General features: G+C 73.6%; 26 protein-coding genes. 7 read left to right on the top strand and 19 right to left on the bottom strand.

The window, feature by feature from the left end; translation table 11 throughout:
- Window positions 1-25: 25 nt before the first annotated feature.
- The 4 genes from O2V63_RS05195 to O2V63_RS05180 form a co-directional block, all read right to left on the bottom strand.
- Window positions 26-1,438, bottom strand: coding sequence for a glycine--tRNA ligase (locus tag O2V63_RS05195; RefSeq protein WP_269166486.1), 1,413 nt, complete (start codon window positions 1,436-1,438; stop codon window positions 26-28).
- 79 nt (window positions 1,439-1,517) lie between these two features.
- Window positions 1,518-1,781, bottom strand: a complete 264-nt coding sequence (locus O2V63_RS05190) for a hypothetical protein (RefSeq protein ID WP_269166485.1) — start codon at window positions 1,779-1,781, stop codon at window positions 1,518-1,520.
- 16 nt (window positions 1,782-1,797) lie between these two features.
- Window positions 1,798-2,235: a DUF1622 domain-containing protein gene (locus O2V63_RS05185; RefSeq protein WP_269166484.1), complete on the bottom strand. Its 438-nt coding sequence runs from the start codon at window positions 2,233-2,235 to the stop codon at window positions 1,798-1,800.
- A 63-nt stretch (window positions 2,236-2,298) separates the two neighbouring features.
- A complete protein-coding gene (locus O2V63_RS05180) occupies window positions 2,299-2,574 on the bottom strand; it encodes an antibiotic biosynthesis monooxygenase (protein WP_269166483.1) in 276 nt (91 codons plus the stop codon).
- A 66-nt stretch (window positions 2,575-2,640) separates the two neighbouring features.
- Between O2V63_RS05180 and O2V63_RS05175 the strand changes: the two genes are divergently transcribed.
- A complete protein-coding gene (locus O2V63_RS05175; RefSeq protein ID WP_269166482.1) occupies window positions 2,641-2,991 on the top strand; it encodes an ArsR/SmtB family transcription factor in 351 nt (116 codons plus the stop codon).
- 10 nt (window positions 2,992-3,001) lie between these two features.
- Here O2V63_RS05175 and O2V63_RS05170 read toward each other — a convergent pair whose 3' ends face one another.
- From O2V63_RS05170 to era, 3 genes are read right to left on the bottom strand one after another with little or no spacing between them, the layout of a single operon-like run.
- Complete coding sequence (locus O2V63_RS05170) at window positions 3,002-3,766, bottom strand: isoprenyl transferase (protein WP_269166481.1); 765 nt, start codon at window positions 3,764-3,766, stop codon at window positions 3,002-3,004.
- The gene (recO, locus tag O2V63_RS05165) at window positions 3,763-4,509 is read right to left on the bottom strand and encodes a DNA repair protein RecO (RefSeq protein WP_036333685.1); all 747 of its coding nucleotides are present in this window, start codon (window positions 4,507-4,509) and stop codon (window positions 3,763-3,765) included. The genes O2V63_RS05170 and recO overlap by 4 nt, the downstream gene beginning before the upstream one ends.
- Window positions 4,510-4,516: 7 nt before the next feature.
- Window positions 4,517-5,434, bottom strand: a complete 918-nt coding sequence (era, locus tag O2V63_RS05160; protein WP_269166480.1) for a GTPase Era — start codon at window positions 5,432-5,434, stop codon at window positions 4,517-4,519.
- A 76-nt stretch (window positions 5,435-5,510) separates the two neighbouring features.
- On the opposite strand from era, the gene O2V63_RS05155 reads away from it, so the two are divergent.
- Entirely contained in the window at window positions 5,511-6,107 is a 597-nt protein-coding gene (locus O2V63_RS05155) for a hypothetical protein (protein WP_269166479.1), read from the top strand.
- Between the two features lie 60 nt (window positions 6,108-6,167).
- On the opposite strand, the gene O2V63_RS05150 is transcribed toward O2V63_RS05155, so the two are convergent.
- From O2V63_RS05150 to O2V63_RS05110, 9 genes are all read right to left on the bottom strand, one after another.
- On the bottom strand, window positions 6,168-6,827 hold the full coding sequence (locus O2V63_RS05150; RefSeq protein ID WP_269166478.1) for a response regulator transcription factor: 660 nt from the start codon (window positions 6,825-6,827) through the stop codon (window positions 6,168-6,170).
- Complete coding sequence (locus O2V63_RS05145; protein ID WP_269166477.1) at window positions 6,824-7,903, bottom strand: sensor histidine kinase; 1,080 nt, start codon at window positions 7,901-7,903, stop codon at window positions 6,824-6,826. Before O2V63_RS05145 ends, O2V63_RS05150 begins: the two co-directional genes overlap by 4 nt.
- On the bottom strand, window positions 7,900-8,787 hold the full coding sequence (locus O2V63_RS05140; protein WP_269166476.1) for a UbiA family prenyltransferase: 888 nt from the start codon (window positions 8,785-8,787) through the stop codon (window positions 7,900-7,902). The genes O2V63_RS05145 and O2V63_RS05140 overlap by 4 nt, the downstream gene beginning before the upstream one ends.
- Before the next feature lie 95 nt (window positions 8,788-8,882).
- Window positions 8,883-9,215 carry a cytidine deaminase gene (locus O2V63_RS05135; RefSeq protein ID WP_269166475.1) on the bottom strand — a complete coding sequence of 111 codons (333 nt, stop codon included), beginning with the start codon at window positions 9,213-9,215 and terminating at the stop codon, window positions 8,883-8,885.
- An 85-nt stretch (window positions 9,216-9,300) separates the two neighbouring features.
- Window positions 9,301-10,641: a hemolysin family protein gene (locus O2V63_RS05130; protein WP_269166474.1), complete on the bottom strand. Its 1,341-nt coding sequence runs from the start codon at window positions 10,639-10,641 to the stop codon at window positions 9,301-9,303.
- The gene (ybeY, locus tag O2V63_RS05125) at window positions 10,638-11,135 is read right to left on the bottom strand and encodes an rRNA maturation RNase YbeY (protein ID WP_164701417.1); all 498 of its coding nucleotides are present in this window, start codon (window positions 11,133-11,135) and stop codon (window positions 10,638-10,640) included. Before ybeY ends, O2V63_RS05130 begins: the two co-directional genes overlap by 4 nt.
- A 2-nt stretch (window positions 11,136-11,137) precedes the next feature.
- The gene (locus O2V63_RS05120) at window positions 11,138-12,268 is read right to left on the bottom strand and encodes a PhoH family protein (RefSeq protein WP_269166473.1); all 1,131 of its coding nucleotides are present in this window, start codon (window positions 12,266-12,268) and stop codon (window positions 11,138-11,140) included.
- Window positions 12,269-12,364: 96 nt separating this feature from the next.
- A complete protein-coding gene (locus O2V63_RS05115) occupies window positions 12,365-13,186 on the bottom strand; it encodes an enoyl-CoA hydratase/isomerase family protein (protein WP_269166472.1) in 822 nt (273 codons plus the stop codon).
- Between the two features lie 28 nt (window positions 13,187-13,214).
- Window positions 13,215-13,586: a histidine triad nucleotide-binding protein gene (locus tag O2V63_RS05110; protein WP_269166471.1), complete on the bottom strand. Its 372-nt coding sequence runs from the start codon at window positions 13,584-13,586 to the stop codon at window positions 13,215-13,217.
- A gap of 150 nt (window positions 13,587-13,736) precedes the next feature.
- Between O2V63_RS05110 and O2V63_RS05105 the strand changes: the two genes are divergently transcribed.
- The 4 genes from O2V63_RS05105 (at window position 13,737) to O2V63_RS05090 (ending at window position 18,742) form a co-directional block, all read left to right on the top strand.
- Complete coding sequence (locus O2V63_RS05105) at window positions 13,737-15,296, top strand: GAF domain-containing protein (protein ID WP_269166470.1); 1,560 nt, start codon at window positions 13,737-13,739, stop codon at window positions 15,294-15,296.
- Window positions 15,297-15,438: 142 nt separating this feature from the next.
- Window positions 15,439-16,389 (top strand): putative selenate ABC transporter substrate-binding protein, encoded by a 951-nt coding sequence (locus O2V63_RS05100; RefSeq protein ID WP_269166469.1) that lies wholly within the window; start codon window positions 15,439-15,441, stop codon window positions 16,387-16,389.
- A complete protein-coding gene (locus tag O2V63_RS05095; protein ID WP_269166942.1) occupies window positions 16,386-17,132 on the top strand; it encodes a phosphonate ABC transporter ATP-binding protein in 747 nt (248 codons plus the stop codon). Before O2V63_RS05100 ends, O2V63_RS05095 begins: the two co-directional genes overlap by 4 nt.
- A complete protein-coding gene (locus O2V63_RS05090) occupies window positions 17,129-18,742 on the top strand; it encodes a PhnE/PtxC family ABC transporter permease (protein WP_269166468.1) in 1,614 nt (537 codons plus the stop codon). The genes O2V63_RS05095 and O2V63_RS05090 overlap by 4 nt, the downstream gene beginning before the upstream one ends.
- Before the next feature lie 84 nt (window positions 18,743-18,826).
- Here O2V63_RS05090 and O2V63_RS05085 read toward each other — a convergent pair whose 3' ends face one another.
- The 3 genes from O2V63_RS05085 to hrcA are packed head-to-tail and all read right to left on the bottom strand — an operon-like array spanning window position 18,827 to window position 21,757.
- Complete coding sequence (locus O2V63_RS05085; RefSeq protein WP_269166467.1) at window positions 18,827-19,585, bottom strand: 16S rRNA (uracil(1498)-N(3))-methyltransferase; 759 nt, start codon at window positions 19,583-19,585, stop codon at window positions 18,827-18,829.
- Window positions 19,582-20,718 (bottom strand): molecular chaperone DnaJ, encoded by a 1,137-nt coding sequence (gene dnaJ / locus O2V63_RS05080; RefSeq protein ID WP_269166466.1) that lies wholly within the window; start codon window positions 20,716-20,718, stop codon window positions 19,582-19,584. The genes O2V63_RS05085 and dnaJ overlap by 4 nt, the downstream gene beginning before the upstream one ends.
- 16 nt (window positions 20,719-20,734) lie before the next feature.
- Window positions 20,735-21,757, bottom strand: a complete 1,023-nt coding sequence (gene hrcA, locus O2V63_RS05075) for a heat-inducible transcriptional repressor HrcA (protein WP_269166465.1) — start codon at window positions 21,755-21,757, stop codon at window positions 20,735-20,737.
- A gap of 244 nt (window positions 21,758-22,001) precedes the next feature.
- On the opposite strand from hrcA, the gene O2V63_RS05070 reads away from it, so the two are divergent.
- Window positions 22,002-22,370, top strand: a complete 369-nt coding sequence (locus O2V63_RS05070) for a type II toxin-antitoxin system VapB family antitoxin (RefSeq protein ID WP_442929003.1) — start codon at window positions 22,002-22,004, stop codon at window positions 22,368-22,370.
- The last annotated feature ends 1 nt before the right edge of the window (window position 22,371 follow it).

Here is a 22,371-nt window from a genome sequence, read left to right as displayed (position 1 = left end):
CCGAGACGACAGCCCGGCCGCGGTGTCAGCAGCCGGGGAGGCGGGTGGCGAGGTAGCCGGGGACGGCGTCCAGGCCGATGCGCTCCTGGGCCATCGAGTCGCGCTCCCGGATGGTCACCGCGTCGTCCTCGAGGGTGTCGAAGTCGACCGTCAGGCAGAACGGGGTGCCGATCTCGTCCTGCCGGCGGTAGCGGCGGCCGATCGCGCCGGCGTCGTCGAAGTCGACGTTCCAGTTCCGGCGCAGCGTCGCCGCCAGGTCACGGGCCTTCGGCGAGAGGTCGGCGTTGCGCGACAGCGGCAGGACGGCGGCCTTCACCGGCGCCAGCCGCGGGTCGAGCTTGAGCACCGTGCGGGTGTCGACGCCGCCCTTGGCGTTGGGCGCCTCGTCCTCGGTGTAGGCCTCGACCAGGAAGGCCATCAGCGAGCGGGTGAGCCCGGCCGCCGGCTCGATGACGTACGGCGTCCACCGCGCACCGGAGGCCTGGTCGAAGTAGGACAGGTCGGTGCCGGAGTGCTCCGAGTGGGTCTTCAGGTCGAAGTCGGTGCGGTTGGCGATGCCCTCGAGCTCGCCCCACTCCGAGCCGGTGAAGCCGAACCGGTACTCGATGTCGACGGTGCGCGTCGAGTAGTGGCTCAGCTTCTCCTTCGGGTGCTCGTAGTGCCGCAGGTTGTCCGCCGCGATGCCCAGGTCGGTGTACCAGGCGGTGCGGGCGTCGATCCAGTACTGGTGCCACTCCTCGTCGGTGCCGGGCTCGACGAAGAACTCCATCTCCATCTGCTCGAACTCGCGGGTGCGGAAGATGAAGTTGCCCGGGGTGATCTCGTTGCGGAAGGACTTGCCGATCTGGCCGATGCCGAACGGCGGCTTCTTGCGCGCGGCGCCCATGACGTTGGCGAAGTTCACGAAGATGCCCTGGGCGGTCTCCGGGCGCAGGTAGTGCAGCCCCGACTCGTCCTCGACCGGGCCGAGGTGGGTCTTCAGCATCATGTTGAAGTCGCGCGGCTCGGTCCAGGAGCCCTTCACGCCGCAGTTCGGGCAGGAGATGTCGGCCAGCCCGTTCTCCGGCGGCCGGCCCTTCTTCTCCTCGAACCCCTCCTCGAGGTGGTCGGCGCGGAACCGCTTGTGGCAGCTCTGGCACTCCGTCAGCGGGTCGGTGAAGACGCCGACGTGGCCGGAGGCGACCCAGGTCTGGCGGGGCAGGATCACCGAGGAGTCCAGACCGACGACGTCGTCCCGGCTCTGGACGACGGTGCGCCACCACTGCTTCTTGATGTTCTCCTTCAGCTCCACGCCCAGCGGCCCGTAGTCCCAGGCCGAGCGGGTGCCGCCGTAGATCTCACCGGACGGGAAGACGAACCCCCGGCGCTTGCAGAGGTTGACCACCTTCTCCAGGCGAGCGGGGTCGGCGGTACGGGCAGGGGCGGTGTCGCTGGGCACGGGGGCTCCATCCGGCTGGGGTGTCGGCGAGTGACCCCCAGACGTTAGCCGCCGGTGCGCCGGCGCCCGGCCACGGGCGTCAGCTCTCTGCGACGGTCGGCACCCGTCGATCCGCCCCCAGCGCGTGCATCACCAGCTTCCGGACGGCGATCACCAGGGCGACGCCGACCAGGCCGCGGAACGTGAGCTCGCCGGCGAGCCGGATCAGGCCGGCGGCGATCAGGAAGTCCAGCAGGACGCCGAACGCCAGCAGGACGTCGCGCAACCGCACCAGCGTGATCAGGCCGGAGACCAGGCCCAGCACGGCCACCAGCAGTGCGGCGTCCTCCAGCAACGCGCTCATGCGGGCTCGCCCCGGTTCACGTCCGGTCACCGCCGGCGCGGTCACCCTCGCGGTCCCTGTCCTCGTTCTTCTCGACCTCTTCGCGTTCCTCGGCGATCTCCTTGCCCAGGAAGTAGTTCAGCGCGGTCCGGATGGCCGCGATCGCGGCGAGCTTGCCGATCTCGGCGAACGACGGCGCGATGGCGGTGCGCAGGACGTCGCTGGCCAGCTGGAACTCCAGCCCGAGCAGCAGGTAGCGGGCCAGCCCCAGCCGGACCCGGACGAACTCGTCGCGGTGCCGGCCACGCACGGCCGCACGGACGAACTGGACCGCGGCGATCACCGCACCGACGAAGATCACGATCGCCCCGGCGGCCTCGACCAGCCGGATGAACAGGTTGACGTAGCTCCGCAGCAGGTCCTCCGAGAGGAAGGAATGGGGGAACCCGGTCTCTTCTACCGCCAGCACGTCCACCGGGCAGTCCTGCCCCGGCCGGCGCCCGGCTACTCCCCGGCTGCCAGCCCGGGCTGGCCTGGGTCAGTCGGTGAGGTAGACGCCTGGCTCGTCGAGGGCATGCACCCACACCGGCGCGCCGGCGATCTTCACCTCGGCCGCGGACAGGCCCCGGCGGTAGGCCCCGACGCCGTCCCAGCGGGTGCAGAGCGCGAACAGCTGCGGGTCGTCGGCGGCGCGGCCCAGCTCGCCATCGAGGAAGCCGGGGCGGGCCTGGAGGGCGGCGAGCAGCTCGCCGGCGGCGGCCAGGAAGGCGGGGACGTCGTCGGCGGGGACGCGCAGGCGGGTCACGGCGAACACCGGGCACCTCTCTCCTCGACGCGACAAGAGTTGACAACCGTTCTCAGGCGCTCGGACCATGGTGCCATGTCCACGTCCGTGACCCCGTCCTCCCGGCCCGGGTCCCGGAGCGTCCCCGCCGACGTCCAGGCCGCCAGCGAGCTGCTGGCCGCGCTCGCCTCGCCGTTGCGGATGTCGATCGTGACGCTGCTGGACGAGCACGGTTCCCGCTGCGTGCACCAGCTGGTCGACGCGCTGGGCGTGCCGCAGCCGCTGGTCTCCCAGCACCTGCGGGTGCTGCGCGGCGCCGGCCTGGTGACCGGCGTCCGCCGGCACCGCGAGGTCGACTACCGCCTGGTCGACGGGCACGTGGCGCACATCGTCCGGGACGCCCTCGCCCACGCCGGCCACACCGCTGAGTCCCCCGACCCCGCCTGAAGCAGTTCCTTCAGGCGCTGCCGAAGCGGCGCTGCCGGCTGGCGTACTCCTCGCAGGCCTGCCACAGGTGCCGGCGGTCGAAGTCCGGCCACAGGGTGTCCAGGAAGACCAGTTCGGCGTAGGCGGCCTGCCACAGCAGGAAGTTGCTGGTGCGGTTCTCCCCCGAGCTGCGTACGAACAGGTCGACGTCGGGCATGTCCGGCTCGTCGAGGAACCGGGCGACCGTCTCCTCGGTGACCTTGTCCGGCTTGATCCGGCCGGCGGCCACCTCGCGCGCGATCGCCGCGGCGGCGTCGGCGATCTCGGCGCGGCCGCCGTAGTTGACGCACATGGTGAGGGTCAGGACGTCGTTGTCCTGCGTCAGCTCCTCGGCGACCTCGAGCTCCTTGATGACGCTGCGCCAGAGCTTGGGACGGCGCCCGGCCCAGCGCACCCGCACCCCGAGCTCGTGCATCTCGTCGCGGCGGCGGCGGATCACGTCGCGGTTGAAGCCCATCAGGAAGCGGACCTCCTCCGGGCTGCGCCGCCAGTTCTCGGTGGAGAACGCGTAGGCGCTGATCGCACCGATGCCCAGCTCGATGGCGCCCTCGACGCAGTCGAACAGCGAGGACTCCCCCGCCTCGTGCCCGGCGGTGCGCGGCAGCCCGCGCTGCTTCGCCCAGCGGCCGTTGCCGTCCATCACGATCGCCACGTGCTGCGGCACCTTGTCGGCCGGGATGTCCGGCGGGGTGGCGCCCGAGGGGTGCGGGTCGGGCTGCTTCACCTCGCGCCTCATGTGCGGTCCACCAGCGGCAGCGAGCGCAGGCCGCGCTCCAGGTGCCACTGCAGCAGGGCCGCGACCAGGCCGCTGCCCTCCCGCCGGTTGGTGCCCAGGCTGGCCTCGGCCCGCCCCCAGTCCCCGGACAACAGCGCCTCCAGCAGTTCGATGGTGACCGGGCTGGGCATCGCCGAGCCGGTGGGCCGGCAGGACGGGCAGACCGTGCCCCCGGCCGGGACGGAGAAGTGCCGGTGCGGGCCGGCCTCGCCGCAGCGGGCGCAGTCGCCCAGCGCGGGCTCCCAGCCGGCGACCGACATCGCCCGGAGCAGGAACGCGTCCAGCACGAGCGGGGCCGGCTTGACCCCCTCGGCCAGCGTGCGCAGCGCCCCGACGACCAGCAGGAACATCCGCAGCGACGGCTCCTTCTCCTCCACCGTCAGCCGGTCGGCCGTCTCCAGCACGGCGGTGCCGGCGGTGTAGGCGCGGTAGTCGCCGACGATCTCGGTGCCGTAGGACCGGATCGACTCGGCCTGGCTGACGATGTCGAGGTTGCGGCCGGTGTAGAGCTGCAGGTCGACGTGGCTGAACGGCTCCAGCCGCGCACCGAACTTGCTCTTGGTGCGCCGCACGCCCTTGGCGACCGCGCGCACCTTGCCGGTGCGCCGGGTGAGCACGGTGACGATCCGGTCGGCCTCACCCAGCTTCTGGGTGCGCAGCACGATGCCCTCGTCCCGGTAGAGCGCCTGCGGGGTGGTGCTCACGAGGACCTCAATAGCCCAGCCGGTTGAGCTTCTTCGGGTCGTCCTGCCACTCCCCCAGCACGGTGACGTGCAGGGCCAGGTGCACCCGGCCGCCGAGGAGCGTCTCCAGCCCGACCCGGGCCTCACTGCCGATCGCCTTGATCGTCTGCCCGCCCTTGCCCAGCAGCATCGGCTTCTGACTGCGGCGCTCGACGTGCAGCAGTGCGTGGATCTCGGTGAACACCGCGTCGGGGTCGCGCGGGTCGGGCTTGCGGTGCATCTCCTCCACGGTGACGGCGAGGGAGTGCGGCACCTCCTGGCGCACCTTCTCCAGGGCGGCCTCGCGCACCAGCTCGGTGATCTGCCGCTCGACGTCCTCGTCGGTGGTCTGCTCGTCGGGGTACATCGGCGGCCCCTCGGGCAGCATGCCGATCAGCAGGTCCTCCAGCAGCGTGACCTGGTCACCGGCGACCGCGCTGACCGGCACGATCTCGCGCGCCTCGACCAGCTTGCTGGCCGCCACGAGCTGCTGGGTGATGGCCTTCTTGCTGGCCGCGTCGGTCTTGGTGACCACCAGCACGATCGGGGTGGAGACCTCCTTGAGCTGCCGGGCGATGAAGGCGTCGCCGGTGCCGACGGGCTGGTCGGCGGGGATGCAGAAGACGATGACGTCGACCTCGGACAGGGTGTCGCGGACGACGTCGTTGAGCCGCTGGCCGAGCAGGCTCTTGGGCTTGTGCAGCCCCGGGGTGTCGACCAGCACCAGCTGGCCGGCCGGCCGGTGCACCACCCCGCGGATGGCGTGCCGGGTGGTCTGCGGCCGGTTGCTGACGATGCCGACCTTCTCGCCGACCAGGGCGTTCGTCAGCGTGGTCTTGCCCGCGTTGGGCCGGCCGACCAGGCAGGCGAAGCCGCTGCGGTACGGCGGCTGATCGGAGGAGGTCACGCCGTCCAGTCTCCCACTGCGCACCGACAGCACTGCTGCGACCGGCACGGGACGCCGTCCTGCGATCATGGCGGGCATGCCATCCCGGTCCCGACGAGACAACGGCGAGCCCCTGGTCGTGCAGGCCGCCCGGGACCGTGAGCGGCACATCGACCAGGTCACCAGCTACGGCTACCTGGCCCGCCGCGGGCCCAAGCGGCACGTCACGGTGACCCCGCGGCCGCTGCGGTACTGGCAGTACGACCCCGCCTCGCCGCTGGTCATCACGCTGACCGTGCTCGCCGTCGCAGCCTGGCTGGGCTTCCTGGGCTGGCGGGACGGCAGCGCCGCGGCCGCCGCGGAGGCACCGATCGCCCTCGGGCTCGGGCTGCTCGTGCTGATCGTGTCGACCGGCCGGTTCACCGTCTCCGACTTCGCCGTCTCCACCGACATCGCCGGGCTGCGGCAGACGTCGTCCTTCGGGGTGGTCCCGCTGGTGCTGGTCCGCGAGGTGGCGCCGGGCGCACCTCCGGCCGACTGGCCGAAGGCCAAGCGGCGCGGCGGCTGGTGGCCGGGTCGGCAGCGGATCAGCGTCCGGCACCTGGACCCCGACGGCGAGACGCCGAAGGCGTTCACCGGCTGGGTGCGCGACCCCGCCGCGGTCGCCGACGCCCTGGGCCATCGACTGCCCTGACGGCCCCGTCCAGGGCACCGCCGGCGAGCTCGCGAGGGGTGGGGAGGACGGGGTCCTTCCTCAGTCGTCCCCGAGGCCGGGGGCCAGCAGCCGCGCCTGGGTCGCCCGCCGCACGGCGTCCAGCCGGGACGTCGAGCCGAGCTTGGCGTTGATGTTGCTCAGGTGCCGCTTCACCGTGCCCTCGCTGATCCGCAGCTCCGTGGCGATCGCCGCGTTGGAGCGCGCCTTGCCGACGAGGGCGAGCACCTCCACCTCGCGTTCGGACAGCATCGGCCCACCCTGCGAGGTGAGGCCGGCCAGCCCACCGCGGGACACCGACAGGGTGATCAGGTCCTGCTCACGGTCGGTGGCGGCCCGGATCGCCGCCACCAGCTCGTGGTGCCCGATCGTCTTGATCAGGTAGGCGGAGGCGCCGCGGAGCAGCAGCTGGCGGGCCAGCGGGGTGTTCTCGTGCATGGTCAGGACGACGATGCGGGTGGACGGCGAGGCGCTGCGGATCTCGACCAGGGAGGTCAGCACCGACTGGCCGGGCATCTCGACGTCCAGCAGCACCACGTCGGGCCGGTGCTGGCGGGCCAGCCGCACCGCCTCCTCCCCGTTCGCTCCCTCCGCGACCACCTCGATGCCCTCGTGCACGGCCAGCAGCGCGCCCAGGCTCTCGCGGAACAGCCGGTGGTCGTCGACCAGGACCACTCGGAGCCCGCGCTCGACGCCGGTCATGCGTTGGCCCGGGGCAGCGGCACGGTCAGCACGAGGCGGACGCCGCCCGGCCCGGTCTCCACCGCCACGTCGCCACCGAGGCCCTCGGCGCGCTCCCGCACCGACGAGAGCCCGACGCTGCGGGTGGCGTCGACCGCCGCGGGGTCGAAGCCGGAGCCGTCGTCGGCCACGCTGGCCTGCAGCTGCCCGTCGGCGACCCGGACGACGACGTCGAGCCGGGTCGCCCGGCGGCCGTGCAGGAACGAGTTGCGGATCGCCTCGCGCACGATGAGGTAGCTCTCCTCCTTGACGTGGCCGGGCAGCGGTGCCGCCTCCTCGCCGTCCTCGGTGAGCGTCACCTCCAGCCCGACCGGGGCGGTGAAGTCCAGGTACTCCTGCAGCGCCTGGGCCAGGGAGCGGTCCCCGACCACGTCGCGCAGCCGGGTGGCCAGGCCACGCACGTCGTTGAGCGTGTCCAGCAGCAGCTGCCGGGTGGTGCGCAACCGGTCGACGGCCAGCGGCTGGCCGGTGGCGTGCAGGTGCAGGGCCAGGTCGATGCCCTGCATCGCCGCACCGATCCCGTGGCTGGTGTGGTCGTGCAGGTCGCGGGCGACCCGGCGGCGCTCGTCCCGGTTGGCGTCGCTGATCCGGGCGAGCAGAACGTCGACGTAGGAGACCGAGGCGGGGATGACCAGCTCGTCGATCACCTGGTGCAGGACCAGCGCGACCTGCTCGGCAGGCGAACGGGCACCGAGGAGGGCGTCGTCCCGGTGGTGTGCGACGAGCGCGGGCAGCGCCCGCTGGAACAGCAGGCTGGCCACCCGCAGCGACTCCGCCGGGTGCAGGCCGGTGCGGGCCCGGGCCGCGCCGACGTCGGGCTGGGCGGCCGGGGCCGCAGCCGGCGGCAGCCCGCGCACCCGGGCGTGGGTCACCCGCAGCACGGCGAGGACACGAACACGCAGCTGCTCGGCCCGGGCCGAGTCCGCCGACAGTCGGTGGGCGACCACGGCGGCATCGGCCAGGACCATGTCGGCGACGGCGGCATCGACCTCGGCATCGGCCTCGGCGAGCCGGTGGGCGTCCTCCGGCGCGGTCACAGCAGCACGCTGACGACGACGAGCGGGTTGGCCAGGTACTGGGTGACCATGAAGGCACGGTAAGGCCGACGCCGGGGCGGTCGCGGGCCACCCTCCGGCGTCAGCAGCGCCAGCACGGCGACGACCTCGCCACCCAGGCACAGCGCGGCGGCGGGCGCGAGCAGCTGCGGCCAGACCCCGGCGAACACGAGGGCGGTGAGCGCCAGCAGCAGCGAACCGCCGGCGATCACCCGGACGGCGGTGCGGTGTCCGGCCACGACGGGCAAGGTACGTCGCCCGGCCAGGCGGTCCCCCTCCCGGTCACCGAGGTCCTTGGACGCGCCGGCGACGGCCATCCAGGCCGACAGGAGCAGGAAGACCGCGGCGTACGGGGCCGACAGGCCACCACCGGCCGCGGCCACGCCGGCGCCGTAGCTGAGCAGGCCGCCCCCGATCGCGGCCACCGTGGTGCCGGCCACGCTGCGCTTGAGCGGCCGCGGTCCGACGCTGTAGGCCCAGCCCAGCACGGTCATCGCCACCGCGCAGGCCAGCAGTGCCGGCACCCCGGTACAGGCCGCCAACAGCAGACCGGCGCCGGCCAGCGCCCGCGCCGTCCGCACCGCAACCCGCGCCCCGACCCGGCCGGAGGCCAGCGGCCGGGTGCTGCCGTTGGCCCGGTCGCCGAGCAGGTCGGAGACCCCGTTGACCAGGTAGATGCTCATCACCAGCAGCGACCAGGCCAGCACGCCGATCACGACCGCCGGCCGCAGCTCGCCGGCTCCGGCCACCCCGACGACGGCCCCGACCGTGTACCGCAGCGCGAAGACCGCCTGCACCACCGGTCGGGTCTCCGCCCAGAGCAGGGGGACGGCACGGAGCAAGGACGACCGCTGTGTCACGGACACAGCCCCAGCCTGCTCCAGACCGGGTCGATCTCCGCGCCCCGAAGGGCACAGCTCTGCTACACCCTTCGACACACTCGGCGAGCCAGGACGCCGGGTCAGGAGGTGGTGCGGAGCACCCCGTCGGGACCGGCGAGGAGCACCGGCGCCGCCGCGGTCAGGTCGTGGACGGCGGCCAGCCCGGCCTCCTCGACGGCCCCGGCAGCGCTGACGACGGCGGCGGCCTCGAGCCCGTCGACACCGCTGGAGACCGCGGCGGCGACGGCGGCCTGCAGCGCGGACAGCTGCAGCGAGGGCAGCGCCACGGTGGCTGCGAGGTAGGTGCGCCCGTCCGTGTCGCGCACCGCGGCTCCCTCGGCCGCGCCGGTGCGGCTCCGGGCGGAGCGGGCCAGCGTGATCAGCTTGGCGTCCTCGGGGTCCAGCTCAGCCACCGGATCGATCTCCTGTCCATCGCCCTGGCCCTTCCGCAGGGGCCCGACGCGAGCGTGCGAGCGGTGGGGGCGGGAGGGTCCTTCCTCAGCTTTCCACGGCCGCCGGTTCGGGTTCCCGGGCGGGCTCGTCGTCCGCGTCCTCCGCGCTCGGCTCGGGCACCCGGTGGACCAGGATCGTGTCGATCTGGTTGCGCCGCCCGCCGGTGCTCTCGGCGACCAGCTGCAGGCCGCCGACCTCGGCGGCCGAGCCCTCGATCGGCACCATGCCGATCTCCCGGGCCAGCAGGCCGCCGACGGTCTCGACCCCGTCGTCGTCGGGGAGCTCGACGCGGAAGAGGTCGGCGAGGTCCTCGACCGGGAGCCGGGCGGTGATCCGGACCGAGCCGTCCTCCAGCTCCTCGATCGGCGGGCGCTGGACGGTGTCGTGCTCGTCGTCGATCTCGCCGACGATCTCCTCGAGGATGTCCTCGATGGTGACCAGCCCGGCGAAGCCGCCGTACTCGTCGACGACGACGGCCATGTGGGCCCGGGAGGCCTGCATCTCCCGGAGCAGCTCGTCCACCGGCTTGGACTCCGGCACGAAGGTGGCCGGGCGCAGCAGGTCCTCGACCTTCGGCTCGCTGGCCCGGGACTCCGAGGAGCCCTGGGTGCGACGCACCAGGTCCTTGAGGAAGACGACGCCGATGATGTCGTCGACGTTCTCGCCGATGACCGGGAGCCGGCTGAAGCCGCTGCGCAGGCACAGCGCCAGCGCCTGCCGGAGGGTCTTGCCGCGCTCGATCCAGACCACGTCCGGCCGGGGCACCATCACCTCGCGGGCGATGGTGTCGCCGAGCTCGAAGACGCCGTGGATCATGTTGCGCTCGCCGGCCTCGACGACGCCGCGCTCCTCGGCCATGTCCACCAGCTCGCGGAGCTCGACCTCACTGCTGAACGGGCCGTCGCGGTAGCCCTTGCCGGGGGTGATCGCGTTGCCGATGAGGATCAGCAGCGTGGCGATCGGGCCGAGCAACCGGCCCAGCAGCCGGATCAGCGAGGCCGCGGAGAGGGCGATCGGGTACGCGTGCTGCCGGCCCAGCGTCCGCGGGCCGACCCCGATGAGCACGTAGCTGACCACCGTCATCACCGCGATGGCGGTCAGCACACCCAGGGCGACGCCGTCGAACAACCCGTCGAGGATGACCGCGACGATGACGGTCGCGGCCGTCTCGCAGGCGATCCGCAGCAGCAGCAGCAAGGCCACGTGCCGGGCCCGGTCCTCCATGACCTGCGCCAGCGGGCCCGCCCGCTTGGTCCCGTCCCGCCGCAGCTCCTCCACCGCGGCCTTGGACAGCCGCTGCAACGCGGCGTCCAGTGCGGCGAAGACGCCGGCGACGAGGACCAGGACGACGGCGATCCCCAGCAGGACGATCGCGGTCGAGCTCATCGGGTCTCCGGCTCCATCGGCTCGCCGGTCACCGGCTCCCGCGGAGTGGCGCGCCAGCCCTCGAGGAGCTTGGACTGCAGGCCGAACATCTCCTTCTCCTCGTCGGGCTCCATGTGGTCGTAGCCCAGCAGGTGGAGCACGCCGTGGGTGGCCAGCAGGAGCAGCTCGTCGGCCATCGAGTGACCGGCGGCGCGGGCCTGCCGGACGGCGACGGCCGGGCACAGCACCACGTCACCGAGGAGCGCCGGACCGGGGTCGGGGTCGTCGGGACGGGCGGTGTCCAGCTCGTCCATCGGGAAGGCCAGCACGTCGGTCGGGCCCTTCTCCCCCATCCACCGCTCGTGCAGGGTGGCCATGTAGTCGCCGTCGACGCAGAGCACCGACAGCTCGGCCAGCGGGCTGACCTCCATGGCGTCGAGCACGTAGCGGCAGACGCCGGCCAGCGCTCCTTCGTCGACGGAGATCTCGGACTCGTTGGCGACCTCGACGGGCACGCTCAGCTCCCCTGCTGCCGGGTCTGGGGACGGCCGTGCCGGGCCGGACGGGAGCCGGCCGCCGGCGCCGGTGGCTGCCGGGTGGCGTCCCAGCGCTCGTAGGCGTCGACGATGTCGCCGACCAGCCGGTGCCGGACGACGTCGGAGCTGGTCAGCGTGGAGAAGTGCACGTCGTCGATGCCCTCGAGGATCTCGCGCACGATCCGCAGACCGCTCTGCGCGCCCCCGGGGAGGTCGACCTGGGTCACGTCACCGGTGACGACCATCTTGGAGCCGAACCCCAGCCGGGTGAGGAACATCTTCATCTGCTCGGCGGTGGTGTTCTGCGCCTCGTCGAGGATGACGAACGCGTCGTTGAGCGTGCGGCCGCGCATGTAGGCCAGCGGGGCGACCTCGATGGTGCCGGCCTGCATCAGCCGCGGGATCGACTCCGGGTCGACCATGTCGTGCAGCGCGTCGTACAGCGGCCGCAGGTAGGGGTCGATCTTCTCCGACAGCGAGCCCGGCAGGTAGCCCAGCCGCTCACCGGCCTCCACCGCCGGACGGGTCAGGATGATCCGGTTGACCTGCTTGGTGGTCAGCGCCTGCACGGCCTTGGCCATCGCCAGGTAGGTCTTGCCGGTGCCGGCCGGGCCGATGCCGAAGATCACGCTGTGGTTGTCGATGGCGTCGACGTACCGCTTCTGGTTCAGCGTCTTCGGCCGGATGGTGCGACCCCGGCGGCTGATGATGTCGAGGCTCAGCACGTCCGCGGGGCGCTCGGAGCCGCCGGCGCGCAGCATGCCGACGACCCGGCGGACCGAGTCCGGCCGCAGCGCCTGGCCGGTCGCCAGCAGGGCGATCAGCTCGTCGAAGACCCGGACGGCGAAGGCGTTGTCCGCCGGCTGACCGGTGATCGCGATCTCGTTGCCGCGGACGTGCACGTCGGCGGCGAGCTCGGTCTCGACCAGGCGGAGGAGTTCGTCCCCGGAGCCCAGGAGGGCCACCATGGAGACGCTGTCGGGGACGGTGATCGAGGTGCGGACCTCGGCCGGTACGGCCGGTTCCGGGACGCCGGCTCCCGCGGCACGCGCGGAGAGCTCACGGGAGGACGCGATGGTCTCCGGTACGGCGTCTGGTGAGGTGTCGGGCAAGAACGCTCGACCCTGCCTTCCTGCGACGGGGGTTGTGACCCGGCCCAGCGTACCCGCGCGGACGGCCGCTGAGCCCCGGCTCCACACCGACCGGGGTCAGCGCCCGGTGTAGCGAGCCCTCCCCGGACCGTCGGTGAGGAAGGACGCCACGGCGCCGCGCAGGTCCTCGGTGCCGAACAACAGCCCCGAGACGGCCGGTACGACGTCGTCCGCCGCCGGTACGCCGTGCCGCACCGCGGTGGCGACCAGCCGCTTGGTCGCCGCGTGCGCGACGGTGGGGCCGGCGGCGACCCGGCGGGCGTACTCGCGGGCCGCCTCGGGGAAGCCGTCGTCGGGCAGGACCCGGTTGACCACGTTCCAGCGCTCCAGGACCGCGGCCGGGTAGCGCTCACCGGTGAACACGAGCTCCCGGGCCCGGGCCGGGCCGGCCCGCTCGGCCAGCCGCTGCGGGCCGCCCATCGACGGGGTGAGCCCGACGACGATCTCCACCAGGCCGAAGGACGCGCTCTCCGCGGCGAGCAGCACGTCGCAGCCCAGGGAGATCTCGAACGCCGCGGTCAGGGTCAGGCCGTGGGCGGCGAAGACGGTCGGCACCGGGAGGGCCTCCAGCGTCTGCACCGTGCGCAGCAGCCGGGCCCACAGCGCCCCGCCGCGGGCGACGGCGTCCGGGCCCTCGGCGATCTCGGCGAACAGGTGCACGTCGACACCGGCGGAGACGACCCGGCCACGCGCCTCGACCAGCACCGCACGGGCCCGGTCGGGCCGGGCCGGATCGGTGAGCTCGACCAGCTGGCCGGTCACCCGTTCCCAGGCGTCGAACACCGCCTGGTCGAACAGGTTCAGCGGTGGGTTGTCCAGGACGACGACGGCGACGTCGCCGTCCCGCTCGAGCCGGACGGGGGCAGTGGTCTCGGACACACCTCCACTCTGGCAGGCCCGAGCGGCCTCAGCCGGGCGGCCAGCCCAGGCCGCGGCCGCCGAGCACGTGCAGGTGCACGTGGTGGACCGTCTGCCCGGCCTGCGGCCCGGTGTTGGCCACGACGCGGTAGCCGGGCTCGGGCGCGTCCGCCGTCACCAGGCCCTCCTGGACGGCGACGGCGTGTGCAGCCGCGACCAGCTCGGCGGTGAGCTCGGGGTCGGCGCCGGCCAGCGCACCGAGGGTGGCGTGGTGCTCCTTGGGGATCACCAGCACGTGCGTGGGCGCCTGCGGGTTGATGTCCCGGAAGGCGAGCGTGCGGTCGGTCTCCCGGACGACGTCCGGCGGGATCTCCCCGGCCACCATGCGGCAGAACAGGCACTCGTTCGTCGGCTCGCTCACCGGCCCGACTCTAGGACGCGGGTGGACGGCGGACCGAGCGAGTTCGTTGAACGGTGCACGACTCGGTGGTTCGACTGAAGGTGGGCCGCCACCGGCCGACCACGACCACAGGGACGTCGACGCCACGGCTGCCCGGACCGTGGAGGCACCATGCGCATCGCCGCGTCACGACGCACCGCTCTGCAGCACACCGCCGAACTCGACGAGGCACGCTCCGACATCGCCGCGGTCACCCGGGCGCTCGGCGCGCTGGACCGGGCCACCACCTGCGAGGAGGTGTCCCGGGCCGCGCTCGACACGGTCCGGGACAGCTTCGGCTGGGCGTACGGCTCCTACTGGATGGTCGCGCCGGAGGACGGTCAGCTGCACTTCGTCGTGGAGTCCGGTGACGCCGGACCCGAGTTCCGCGCGGTGACCAGGAGCGCTTCCTTCGCCGAGGGTGTCGGGCTCTCCGGGCGGGCCTGGAAGGCCCGGGACCTGTTCTTCGTCGCCGACCTCGGCGAGATGACCGACTGCGTGCGCGCCCCGGTGGCCCAACGGGTCGGGGTGAAGAGCGGCGTGTGCTTCCCGATCATCCAGCAGGGCCGGGTGGTCGGGACGATGGACTTCTTCACCATGGACACGCTGGCTCCGTCGGCCGAACGGCTCGACGCGCTGCGGGCGGTGGGGCTGCTGGTCTCCCAGGCCTTCGCCCGGGTGGCAGAGGCCGCTGACCAGAAGCGTGCGGCAGGCGACGTCGCGGCGATCAACGGCCTGCTCCGCGGGCTCGCCCGGGCACGCACCCAGGAGGAGACGCTGTCCGTCGCGCTGGACACCATCCGGCGGGAGTTCGACTGGCACTACGGCTCCTACTGGGCGCTGGACGCCTCGACGAACGACCTGCGGTTCGCCCAGGAGTCCGGTGACCTGGGGCCGGAGTTCCGGCGGATCACGCTGGAAGCGGGCTTCGCCAAGGGCGTCGGCGTCGCCGGCCGCACCTGGGCCGCCGGCGAGCTGGTGTTCGTCGAGGACCTCGGCCAGGTGCACGACTGCGTGCGCGCCCCGGCCGCGCGCAACGCCGGCGTCCGCTCCGGGGTGTGTCTGCCGATCACCGTCGGCGGCCGGATCGTCGGCACGATGGACTTCTTCGCCAAGCGGACGCTGATCCTCGCCGACAGCCGGCGGGACGCACTGCGCAACACCGCCTTCCTGATCTCCCAGACGCTGGAGCGACTGGCGGCCACCCAGCGCATCGCCGACGCCGGCCGGGAGATGGTCGCCTCGATCGACGAGGTGGAGCGCAACGTCGCCGAGGCCACCAAGGTCGCCGGTGACGGTCAGCGCGTCGCAGGCGAGGCCACCGAGTTCGTGGCCGGGCTGGGACGTTCCAGTGCCGAGATCGACAAGGTCGTGAAGGTGATCACCGGGATCGCCGAGCAGACGAACCTGCTGGCGCTGAACGCCACGATCGAGGCCGCCCGGGCCGGGGAGGCCGGCAAGGGGTTCGCCGTGGTCGCCGGTGAGGTGAAGGAGCTGGCCCGGGAGACCGCCCAGGCAACCGAGGACGTCAGCAGCCGGGTCGCGGCGATCCAGGGCGACGTGCAGAACGTGGTGGGCGCACTCGCCTCGATCCGGGACATCGTGGAGCGGATCAACGAGACCCAGCACCTGATCGGGGGTGTGCTCACCGAGCAGGCGGCGGTCACCCGCAGCATCGTCGACCTGGCCTGACCGTCCCGCCGACCACCAAGATGGCCATCGTGGTGGTCGGTGCCGCCGGGCGGGACGGCGTGGGCGACGATGGGCCGGTCCGCCTCGTCCCTCTTCCCTGGAGGTCCCCCGTGTCCGCACCCCAGCCCCATCCGAGGACGTAGTGAGCAGCCGTCGCGCCGTCCGGTCGGGTGGCTTCGGAGAACACGCACTGAACAGGCGCGGCTTCCTCGCCGGGAGCGCCGCCGTCCTCGCCGCCGGGCTCGCCGCCTGCAGCCGGGACTCCCCCGTGTCGTCGTCCGGGGGCTCGACCGGCAGCCGCGGCTCGCTGACCGTCGGCGCCATCCCCGACCAGGACCCCGAGGTCCTGCAACGGCTGTACAGCACGCTCGCCGACTCGATGTCCGCAGCGCTCGACCTCGACGTCGAGTACCAGCCGGTCACCGACTACGGCGCCGCCGTCTCCCTCTTCCGCACCGGCGACCTCGACCTGGTCTGGTTCGGCGGGCTCACCGGCGTGCAGGCCCGGCTGCAGACCCCCGGGGCCGAGCCGATCGCCCAGCGCGACATCGACGAGTCGTTCACCTCGGTGTTCATCGTCAACACCGGCACCGGGCTGACGCCGGCCGACGACCTCGGCCCGCTGGGCGACCTGCGGTTCACCTACGGCAGCGAGACGTCGACGTCCGGCCGGCTGATGCCGGCGTTCTTCCTGTCCGAGCAGGGCGTCGACCCGCAGGGCTTCCCCGGCGGCCCTGGGTTCTCCGGCTCGCACGACGCGACCATCTCGCTGGTCGCCTCCGGCAGCTACCAGGCCGGGGTGCTCAACGAGCAGGTGTGGCGGTCCCGCGTCGAGGACGGCACCGTCGACCCCGCCGCGGTGGTCCAGTACGCCCGCACCCCGGAGTACCACGACTACCACTGGCTGCTCAGCCCGGAGGCAGTCGAGCGGCTCGGCCCCGACCTGCCCGAACGGCTGCTCGAGTACTTCACCGGCCTGCCCGCCGGGGACGAGGTGCTGGAGCTGTTCGGCGCCGGGGCGTTCATCCCGACCGAGGCGTCGAACTACGACCAGATCGAGGCGGTCGGCCGCGACCTGGGGCTGATCAGCTGAGCGCCGTCCTCCGGCTGGACGGCGTCGAGGTCCGCTACGGCAGCACCCGCGCGCTGGCCGGTGTCGACCTCACCGTCGACGCCGGCCAGCGGGTGGCGCTGGTCGGCCCCTCGGGCGCCGGCAAGTCGACGCTGCTCGGGCTGGTCAACGGCTCGGTCCTGCCCACCGCGGGCTCCGTGCGGGTTCTCGGAGACGAGGTCGCGGCGCTGCGCGGCCGGGCCCAGCGGCAGCTGCGGGCCCGGGTCGGCACGGTCCACCAGCACCTGGAGCTGGTCGGTCAGCTGCGGGTGGTGCACAACGTCAACGCCGGGCGACTGTCCAGCTGGCCCGCGTGGCGGGCGGCGTGGTCGCTGGTGCGCCCGCAGGGGCTGCCCGAGGTGCTCGCGGCGCTGGACCGGGTGGGGCTGGCCGACCGGGTGTTCGAGCGCACCGAGCGGCTCTCCGGCGGCCAGCGGCAACGAGTGGCGCTCGCGCGGTTGCTGGTGCAGCAGCCCGAGCTGGTGCTCGCCGACGAGCCGGCCTCGGCGCTGGACCCGGTGCTGGCCGAGCGCGCCCTCGGCCTGCTCGCCGGGCTGGCCGCCGAGCGGGACGGCGCGCTGATCGCCTCGCTGCACGACCCGGCGCTCGCCCTGCGGCACTGCACCCGGGTGGTCGGCCTGGTCGAGGGCCGGGTGGTGCTCGACGCACCCGCGGCCGCGCTCACGGTCGGGGACCTGGCCGACTTCTACGGCGCCCCGCGGTGACCGCCGTCCTGGACCGGCCGCCGGTGGTGCCGCGGCTGCACCGGGCGCGGACCCGCTGGGCGTGGGGACTCGGTGCGCTCGCCGTGGTGATCTGGTCGCTGGCCGGCGCCGGGGCGTTCGCCGGCGACGTGGTCAACCCGGCCGGCACCGGGCAGTTCGGCCGGTTCGCCTCCGCCGCCCTCTCCCCCGCCCTGGACGGCGCGTTCCTCCGGGTGCTCGCCGACTCGGTGCTGGTCACCGTCGCCTACGCCGCGCTCGGGGCGGCGCTGGCGGTCCTGCTGGGGGCAGCCGGGGCGGTGGCGGTCGCCCGCACCACCTGGGGACGACGCCGGCTGGGCTGGACGCTGTCCCGCGGGGCGCTCGCCGTCCCCCGGGGGCTGCACGAGGCGGTGTGGGGGCTGCTGCTGGTCAACCTGCTGGGGCTGGACCCGTGGGTCGGGGTGCTGGCGATCGGCGTCCCGTACGGGGCGGTGACCGCGAAGGTGTTCGCCGACCTGCTCGACGAGGTGCCGCGCAGCGGGTACTCGGCGCTGCTCGCCGCGGGTGCCAGCCGGACGACGGCCGCGCTGTACGGGCTGCTGCCCCCGGCGTCGGGTGGGCTGCTGTCGTACTCCTTCTACCGGCTGGAGTGCGCGGTCCGGTCGGCCGTGGTGCTCGGACTGATCGGCGCCGGTGGGTTGGGCTACCAGCTGCTGCTGTCGTTCAGCTCGCTGCGCTGGGAGCAGGTGTGGTCCTGCGTCTACGCGCTGGCGCTGCTGTGCCTGCTCGCCGACGTCGGCGGCCGTGCGGTGCGCCGGCGGGTGGCCGCACCCCGCTCGTCCGGGGACCGGCTGCGCCGGGACCCCGCGCTCACCACGGCGGTCCTCGGCTCGTTGGCCGGGGTCGTCTGGTCGTGGTGGTACCTGGCGATCTCGCCGGCCACGCTGGTCTCCGACCGCACCGGCGAGCAGCTGCGCTACGTCCTTGCCGCCGCCTGGCCCCCGGACGTCGACGGCCCGCTGCTCTCCGCGGTCGCGGCGGCCGCAGTCGACACGGTGCAGATGTCGGTGATCGCCATCGCCGTCGCCACCGTCGGGGCGGTGCTGCTGGCCGGGGTGGCCGCCCGCCCGGCCCGGGCGTCAGCCGGACGTCGACTGGCCGGGACCGTCGTCCGGCTCGCCCTGCTGCTGCTGCGGGCCGTACCGCCGCCGGTGTGGGCGCTGGTGCTGCTGTTCGTGCTGCTGCCCGGGGTCCTCCCCGGGGCGCTCGCGCTCGGTGTCTACACGCTCGGCGTGCTGGGGCGGCTGGCCGCGGAGGCGACCGAGGAGCTGGACCCGCGCCCCCGGGCGGCGCTCACCGCGATGGGCGCCGGGCCGGTGGGTGGCTGGCTGTACGGGGTGCTCCCGGCGGCGACCGGGCCGGTGCTGGCGTTCGCGCTGTACCGCTGGGAGGTGGCGATCCGGGACACCGTGCTGGTCGGGCTGCTCGGCGCCGGCGGGCTCGGCGCGCTGCTGGCCAGCCGGGTGGCCGCCTTCGACTGGGGCGCGGTGACCACCGTGCTGGTGGCGCTGGTGCTGCTGACCGCCGCGGTCGACCTGGTCAGCGCCCGCGCCCGCTCCGCCCTGCGCTGAGGCCCGCTGCGTCGAGTGCGCAGTCGTGGTCGTCGTCCCCGGCGTGTCCGGCGGTGTCGGCGACCACGACTGCTCACTCGACGGCTACCGCCAGCGGGTGCGGGCGGACAGTGCGGCGAGCACGGCGGCGCCGGCGGTCGACGTCCGCAGCACCTCCGCACCCAGGCGCACCGACTGCGCGCCGGCCGCCCGGAAGGCGACCACCTCGCCGTCGGTCAGCCCGCCCTCGGGCCCGACGATGACCGCGATCGACCCGGTCGCCGGCACCTCGAGCTGGGCGAACGGCTGGCGGGCCTGCTCGTGCAGCACCAGGGCCAGGTCGGCGTCGGCGAGCATGCCGCAGACCTGGCGGGTGCTCATCGGCTCGGTCACCTCGGGCACCCGCGGCCGGCGGGCCTGCTTGGTGGCGGCCCGAGCGGCCGAGCGCCACTTGGCCAGGCCCTTGTCGACCCGGTCCTCCCGCCACCGGGTGACGCAGCGGGCCGCGGTCCACGGGACGATCCGATCGACGCCCAGCTCGGTGGCCAGGTCGACGGCGAGCGGGCCCCGGTCGCCCTTGGGCAGCGCCTGCACGAGCACGAACTCCGGCTGCGGCGCGGGGACGTCGTGCCGGGCGAGCACCTGGACCTGCAGCGCCGACCCCGCGGCCGCGAGCACGGAGCCCTCGACCAGCAGCCCCTGCCCGTCGCTCACCCGCACCCGCTCACCGGGACCGAGCCGCAGCACGTCGACGGCGTGCCGGCCCTCGGCGCCGTCCACGGTGAGGACGTCGCCGTCCGGCACCTCGTCGAGCAGGAAGAGCGGGGCGCCGTCGGCCGCGAGTGCGTCCGGGGCCTGACTCATCGGCCGTTGAAGGCGTCGCGCACCCGGGTGAACAGACCACCGTGGTTCGCGCTGTTGCCGTCGGTGAGGTCCTCACCGCGCAGCCCGGCGAGCTCGCGCAGCAGCTCCTGCTGACGGCCGTCGATCCGGGTGGGCGTCTGCACGTCGAGGTGCACGAGCAGGTTCCCCCGGCCGGTGCCGCGCAGCCGCGGGGCGCCGTGCGCCCGCAGGGTGAGCACGGTGCCGGACTGGGTGCCGGCCTTGATGGTGAGGTCCTCGTTGCCGTCGAGGGTCTCGAGCTTGAGCGTGGTGCCCAGCGCCGCCGCGGTCATCGGCAGGGTGACCCGGCAGTGCAGGTCCTCGCCGTCGCGGGTGAACACGTCGTGCGGGCGCTCACGCACCTCGACGTACAGGTCGCCGGCCGGGCCGCCGCCGGGGCCGACCTCGCCGTAGCCGGCCAGCCGGATGCGCATGCCGTCCTCGACGCCGGCCGGGACCTTGACCGGGATGGTGCGGCGGGAGCGCACCCGCCCGTCACCGGCGCACTTGGGGCACGGGTTGGGGATGACCTGGCCGGTGGCCTGGCAGGTGGGGCACGGGCGGCTGGCGATGACCTGACCCAGGAAGGAGCGCTGCACGCTCTGCACCTCGCCGCGGCCGTTGCAGGTGGAGCAGGTCTCCGGGTGGGTGCCGGGGGCGGTGCCGGCACCGGTGCAGGCGTCGCAGAGCACGGCGGTGTCGACGGTGACCTCCGTCGTCGTGCCGAAGACGGTCTCGTCGAGGTCCAGGTCGACCCGGATCAGCGCGTCCTCGCCCTCGCGGGTGCGGCCGCGCGGCCCGCGGCCGGCGCCCCCGCCGAAGAAGGCGTCCATGATGTCGCCGAGCCCGCCGAAGCCGGCGGCGTTGCCGAACGGGCTGCCGCCCCGGCCGCCGTTGGTGTCGTAGGGGTCACCACCCAGGTCGATGATCCGCCGCTTCTCCGGGTCGGTCAGCGCCTCGTAGGCCCGGCTGACCTCCCCGAACTTCTCCTTCGCACCCGGGTCCGGGTTCACGTCGGGGTGCAGGTCGCGGGCCATCTTGCGGTAGGCGCGCTTGATCTCGGTGTCGCTGGCTCCCTGGGCAAGGCCCAGCACGCCGTAGTAGTCGGTTGCCATGAAGCGTTCTCAGTCCTCAGCTCTCGGCCAACAGGTGGCCGACGTAGCGGGCCACGGCTCGTACCGCGGCGATGTTCCCTGCGTAGTCCATCCGGGTGGGGCCGACGACACCGAGGCCACCGAGTGCCTGGTCGCCGGACCCGTAGCCCACGGAGACGAACGACGCGGCGGTCAGCGCCTCGTGCTCGTTCTCCTCACCGATGCTCACCGTCACGGTGCTGGGCCCCACCTCGGCCATCAACCGCAGGACCACGACCTGTTCTTCCAAGGCCTCCAGCAGCGGACGGAAGGTGCCGGGGAAGTCCAGCGCGCTGCCCTGCGCGAGGTTCGCCGTCCCGCCGATGACCAGCCGGTCCTCCGAGGGCTCGACCAGGGTCTCCAGCAGCGTCGCGCTCACCGCAGCGACCAGCGGGCGCAGGTGCGGTGCGGAGGCGTCGACCAGGTCGCCGACCTTGTCACTGGCCTCGGCCAGCTTCGCGCCGGTGAAGGCGGCGTTGAGCAGCGTGCGCAGCTCGGCGACCGTGTCGGCCTCGGTGTCGACCGGCACCTCCACCACGCGCTGCTCGACCCGGCCGGTGTCGGTGATCAGCACCATCAGCAGCCGGGACGTCGACAGCGGCACCAGCTCCAGGTGCCGGACGGCGCTGCGCGCCAGCGTCGGGTACTGGACGACGGCGACCTGGCGGGTCAGCTGGGCCAGCAACCGGACACTGCGGCCCAGCACGTCGTGCAGGTCGACCGCGCCGTCGAGGAACTTCTCGATCGCCTTCCGCTCGGCGGCCGACAGCGGCTTGATCGCACTCAGCCGGTCGACGAAGAAGCGGTAGCCCTTGTCGGTGGGCACCCGGCCGGCACTGGTGTGCGGCTGGGTGATGTAGCCCTCCTCCTCCAGCACCGCCATGTCGTTGCGGATGGTGGCTGGGCTCACCCCGAGGTCGTAGCGGGCGGCCAGCGCCTTGCTCCCCACCGGGTCGTTGGTGGAGACGTAGTCCTGGACGATCGCCCGCAGCACCCGCAGGCGCCGGTCGTCGTGCGCCACGGCTGACACCTCCCGTACCGGATCGACGTGGTCCGCGGTGGCTGCCCGGGCAGGTGCCTGGCACTCGCGTGGACCGAGTGCCAGCATACGACCGCACTCCCCCGCCGGCCTCCGGCTCGCGGCGACCGCCCCTCGAGATGGGATCGATCCCTGCCGGCGAGCGTCGGCGACGGCCGTTGGCTCCCACTAGTGTGGTTCGGGTCGACGGACCCCACCGGGGGGCCGGGGAGCGGGAGGCTCAGCCCTGATCTTCAAGGCGGTGCGCGACGGGCGCCCCTACCCCGACCACGGCTTCTCCACCCGCGACTGGGCGATGATCCCGCCCCGGCAGATCCGGATGGACACCCTCGTCACCACCAAGCGCGAGCTGGCGCTCGACACGCTGCTCGCCGACGACTCGACCTTCTACGGCGACCTGTTCCCGCACGCGGTGCAGTGGAACGGCGAGACCTACCTGGAGGACGGCCTGCACCGCGCCCTGCGCGCGGCCCTGCAGCAGCGCAACGTCATCCACGTCCGGGTGCTCGACCTCGACTCGCTGATGCCGGCCCAGACCCCGGCGGAACGGGCCGGAGCCGACAGCACCCCGGCCGACGCCGGTCAGCCCCGCTGAC

Source organism: Modestobacter sp. VKM Ac-2977 (assembly GCF_026968045.1).
Classification (GTDB): Bacteria; Actinomycetota; Actinomycetes; order Mycobacteriales; family Geodermatophilaceae; genus Modestobacter.
This window is presented reverse-complemented; position numbering and strand designations above follow the sequence as displayed.

Excerpts from the sequence above, each read along its gene's own strand:
- O2V63_RS05190 (WP_269166485.1), bottom strand. The coding sequence starts at position 1,781 with ATGAGCGCGTTGCTGGAGGACGCCGCACTGCTGGTGGCCGTGCTGGGC.
- O2V63_RS05175 (WP_269166482.1), top strand. The coding sequence starts at position 2,641 with ATGTCCACGTCCGTGACCCCGTCCTCCCGGCCCGGGTCCCGGAGCGTC.
- O2V63_RS05170 (WP_269166481.1), bottom strand. The coding sequence starts at position 3,766 with ATGAGGCGCGAGGTGAAGCAGCCCGACCCGCACCCCTCGGGCGCCACC.
- O2V63_RS05155 (WP_269166479.1), top strand. The coding sequence starts at position 5,511 with ATGCCATCCCGGTCCCGACGAGACAACGGCGAGCCCCTGGTCGTGCAG.
- O2V63_RS05150 (WP_269166478.1), bottom strand. The coding sequence starts at position 6,827 with ATGACCGGCGTCGAGCGCGGGCTCCGAGTGGTCCTGGTCGACGACCAC.
- O2V63_RS05130 (WP_269166474.1), bottom strand. The coding sequence starts at position 10,641 with ATGAGCTCGACCGCGATCGTCCTGCTGGGGATCGCCGTCGTCCTGGTC.
- O2V63_RS05105 (WP_269166470.1), top strand. The coding sequence starts at position 13,737 with ATGCGCATCGCCGCGTCACGACGCACCGCTCTGCAGCACACCGCCGAA.
- O2V63_RS05085 (WP_269166467.1), bottom strand. The coding sequence starts at position 19,585 with ATGAGTCAGGCCCCGGACGCACTCGCGGCCGACGGCGCCCCGCTCTTC.
- dnaJ (WP_269166466.1), bottom strand. The coding sequence starts at position 20,718 with ATGGCAACCGACTACTACGGCGTGCTGGGCCTTGCCCAGGGAGCCAGC.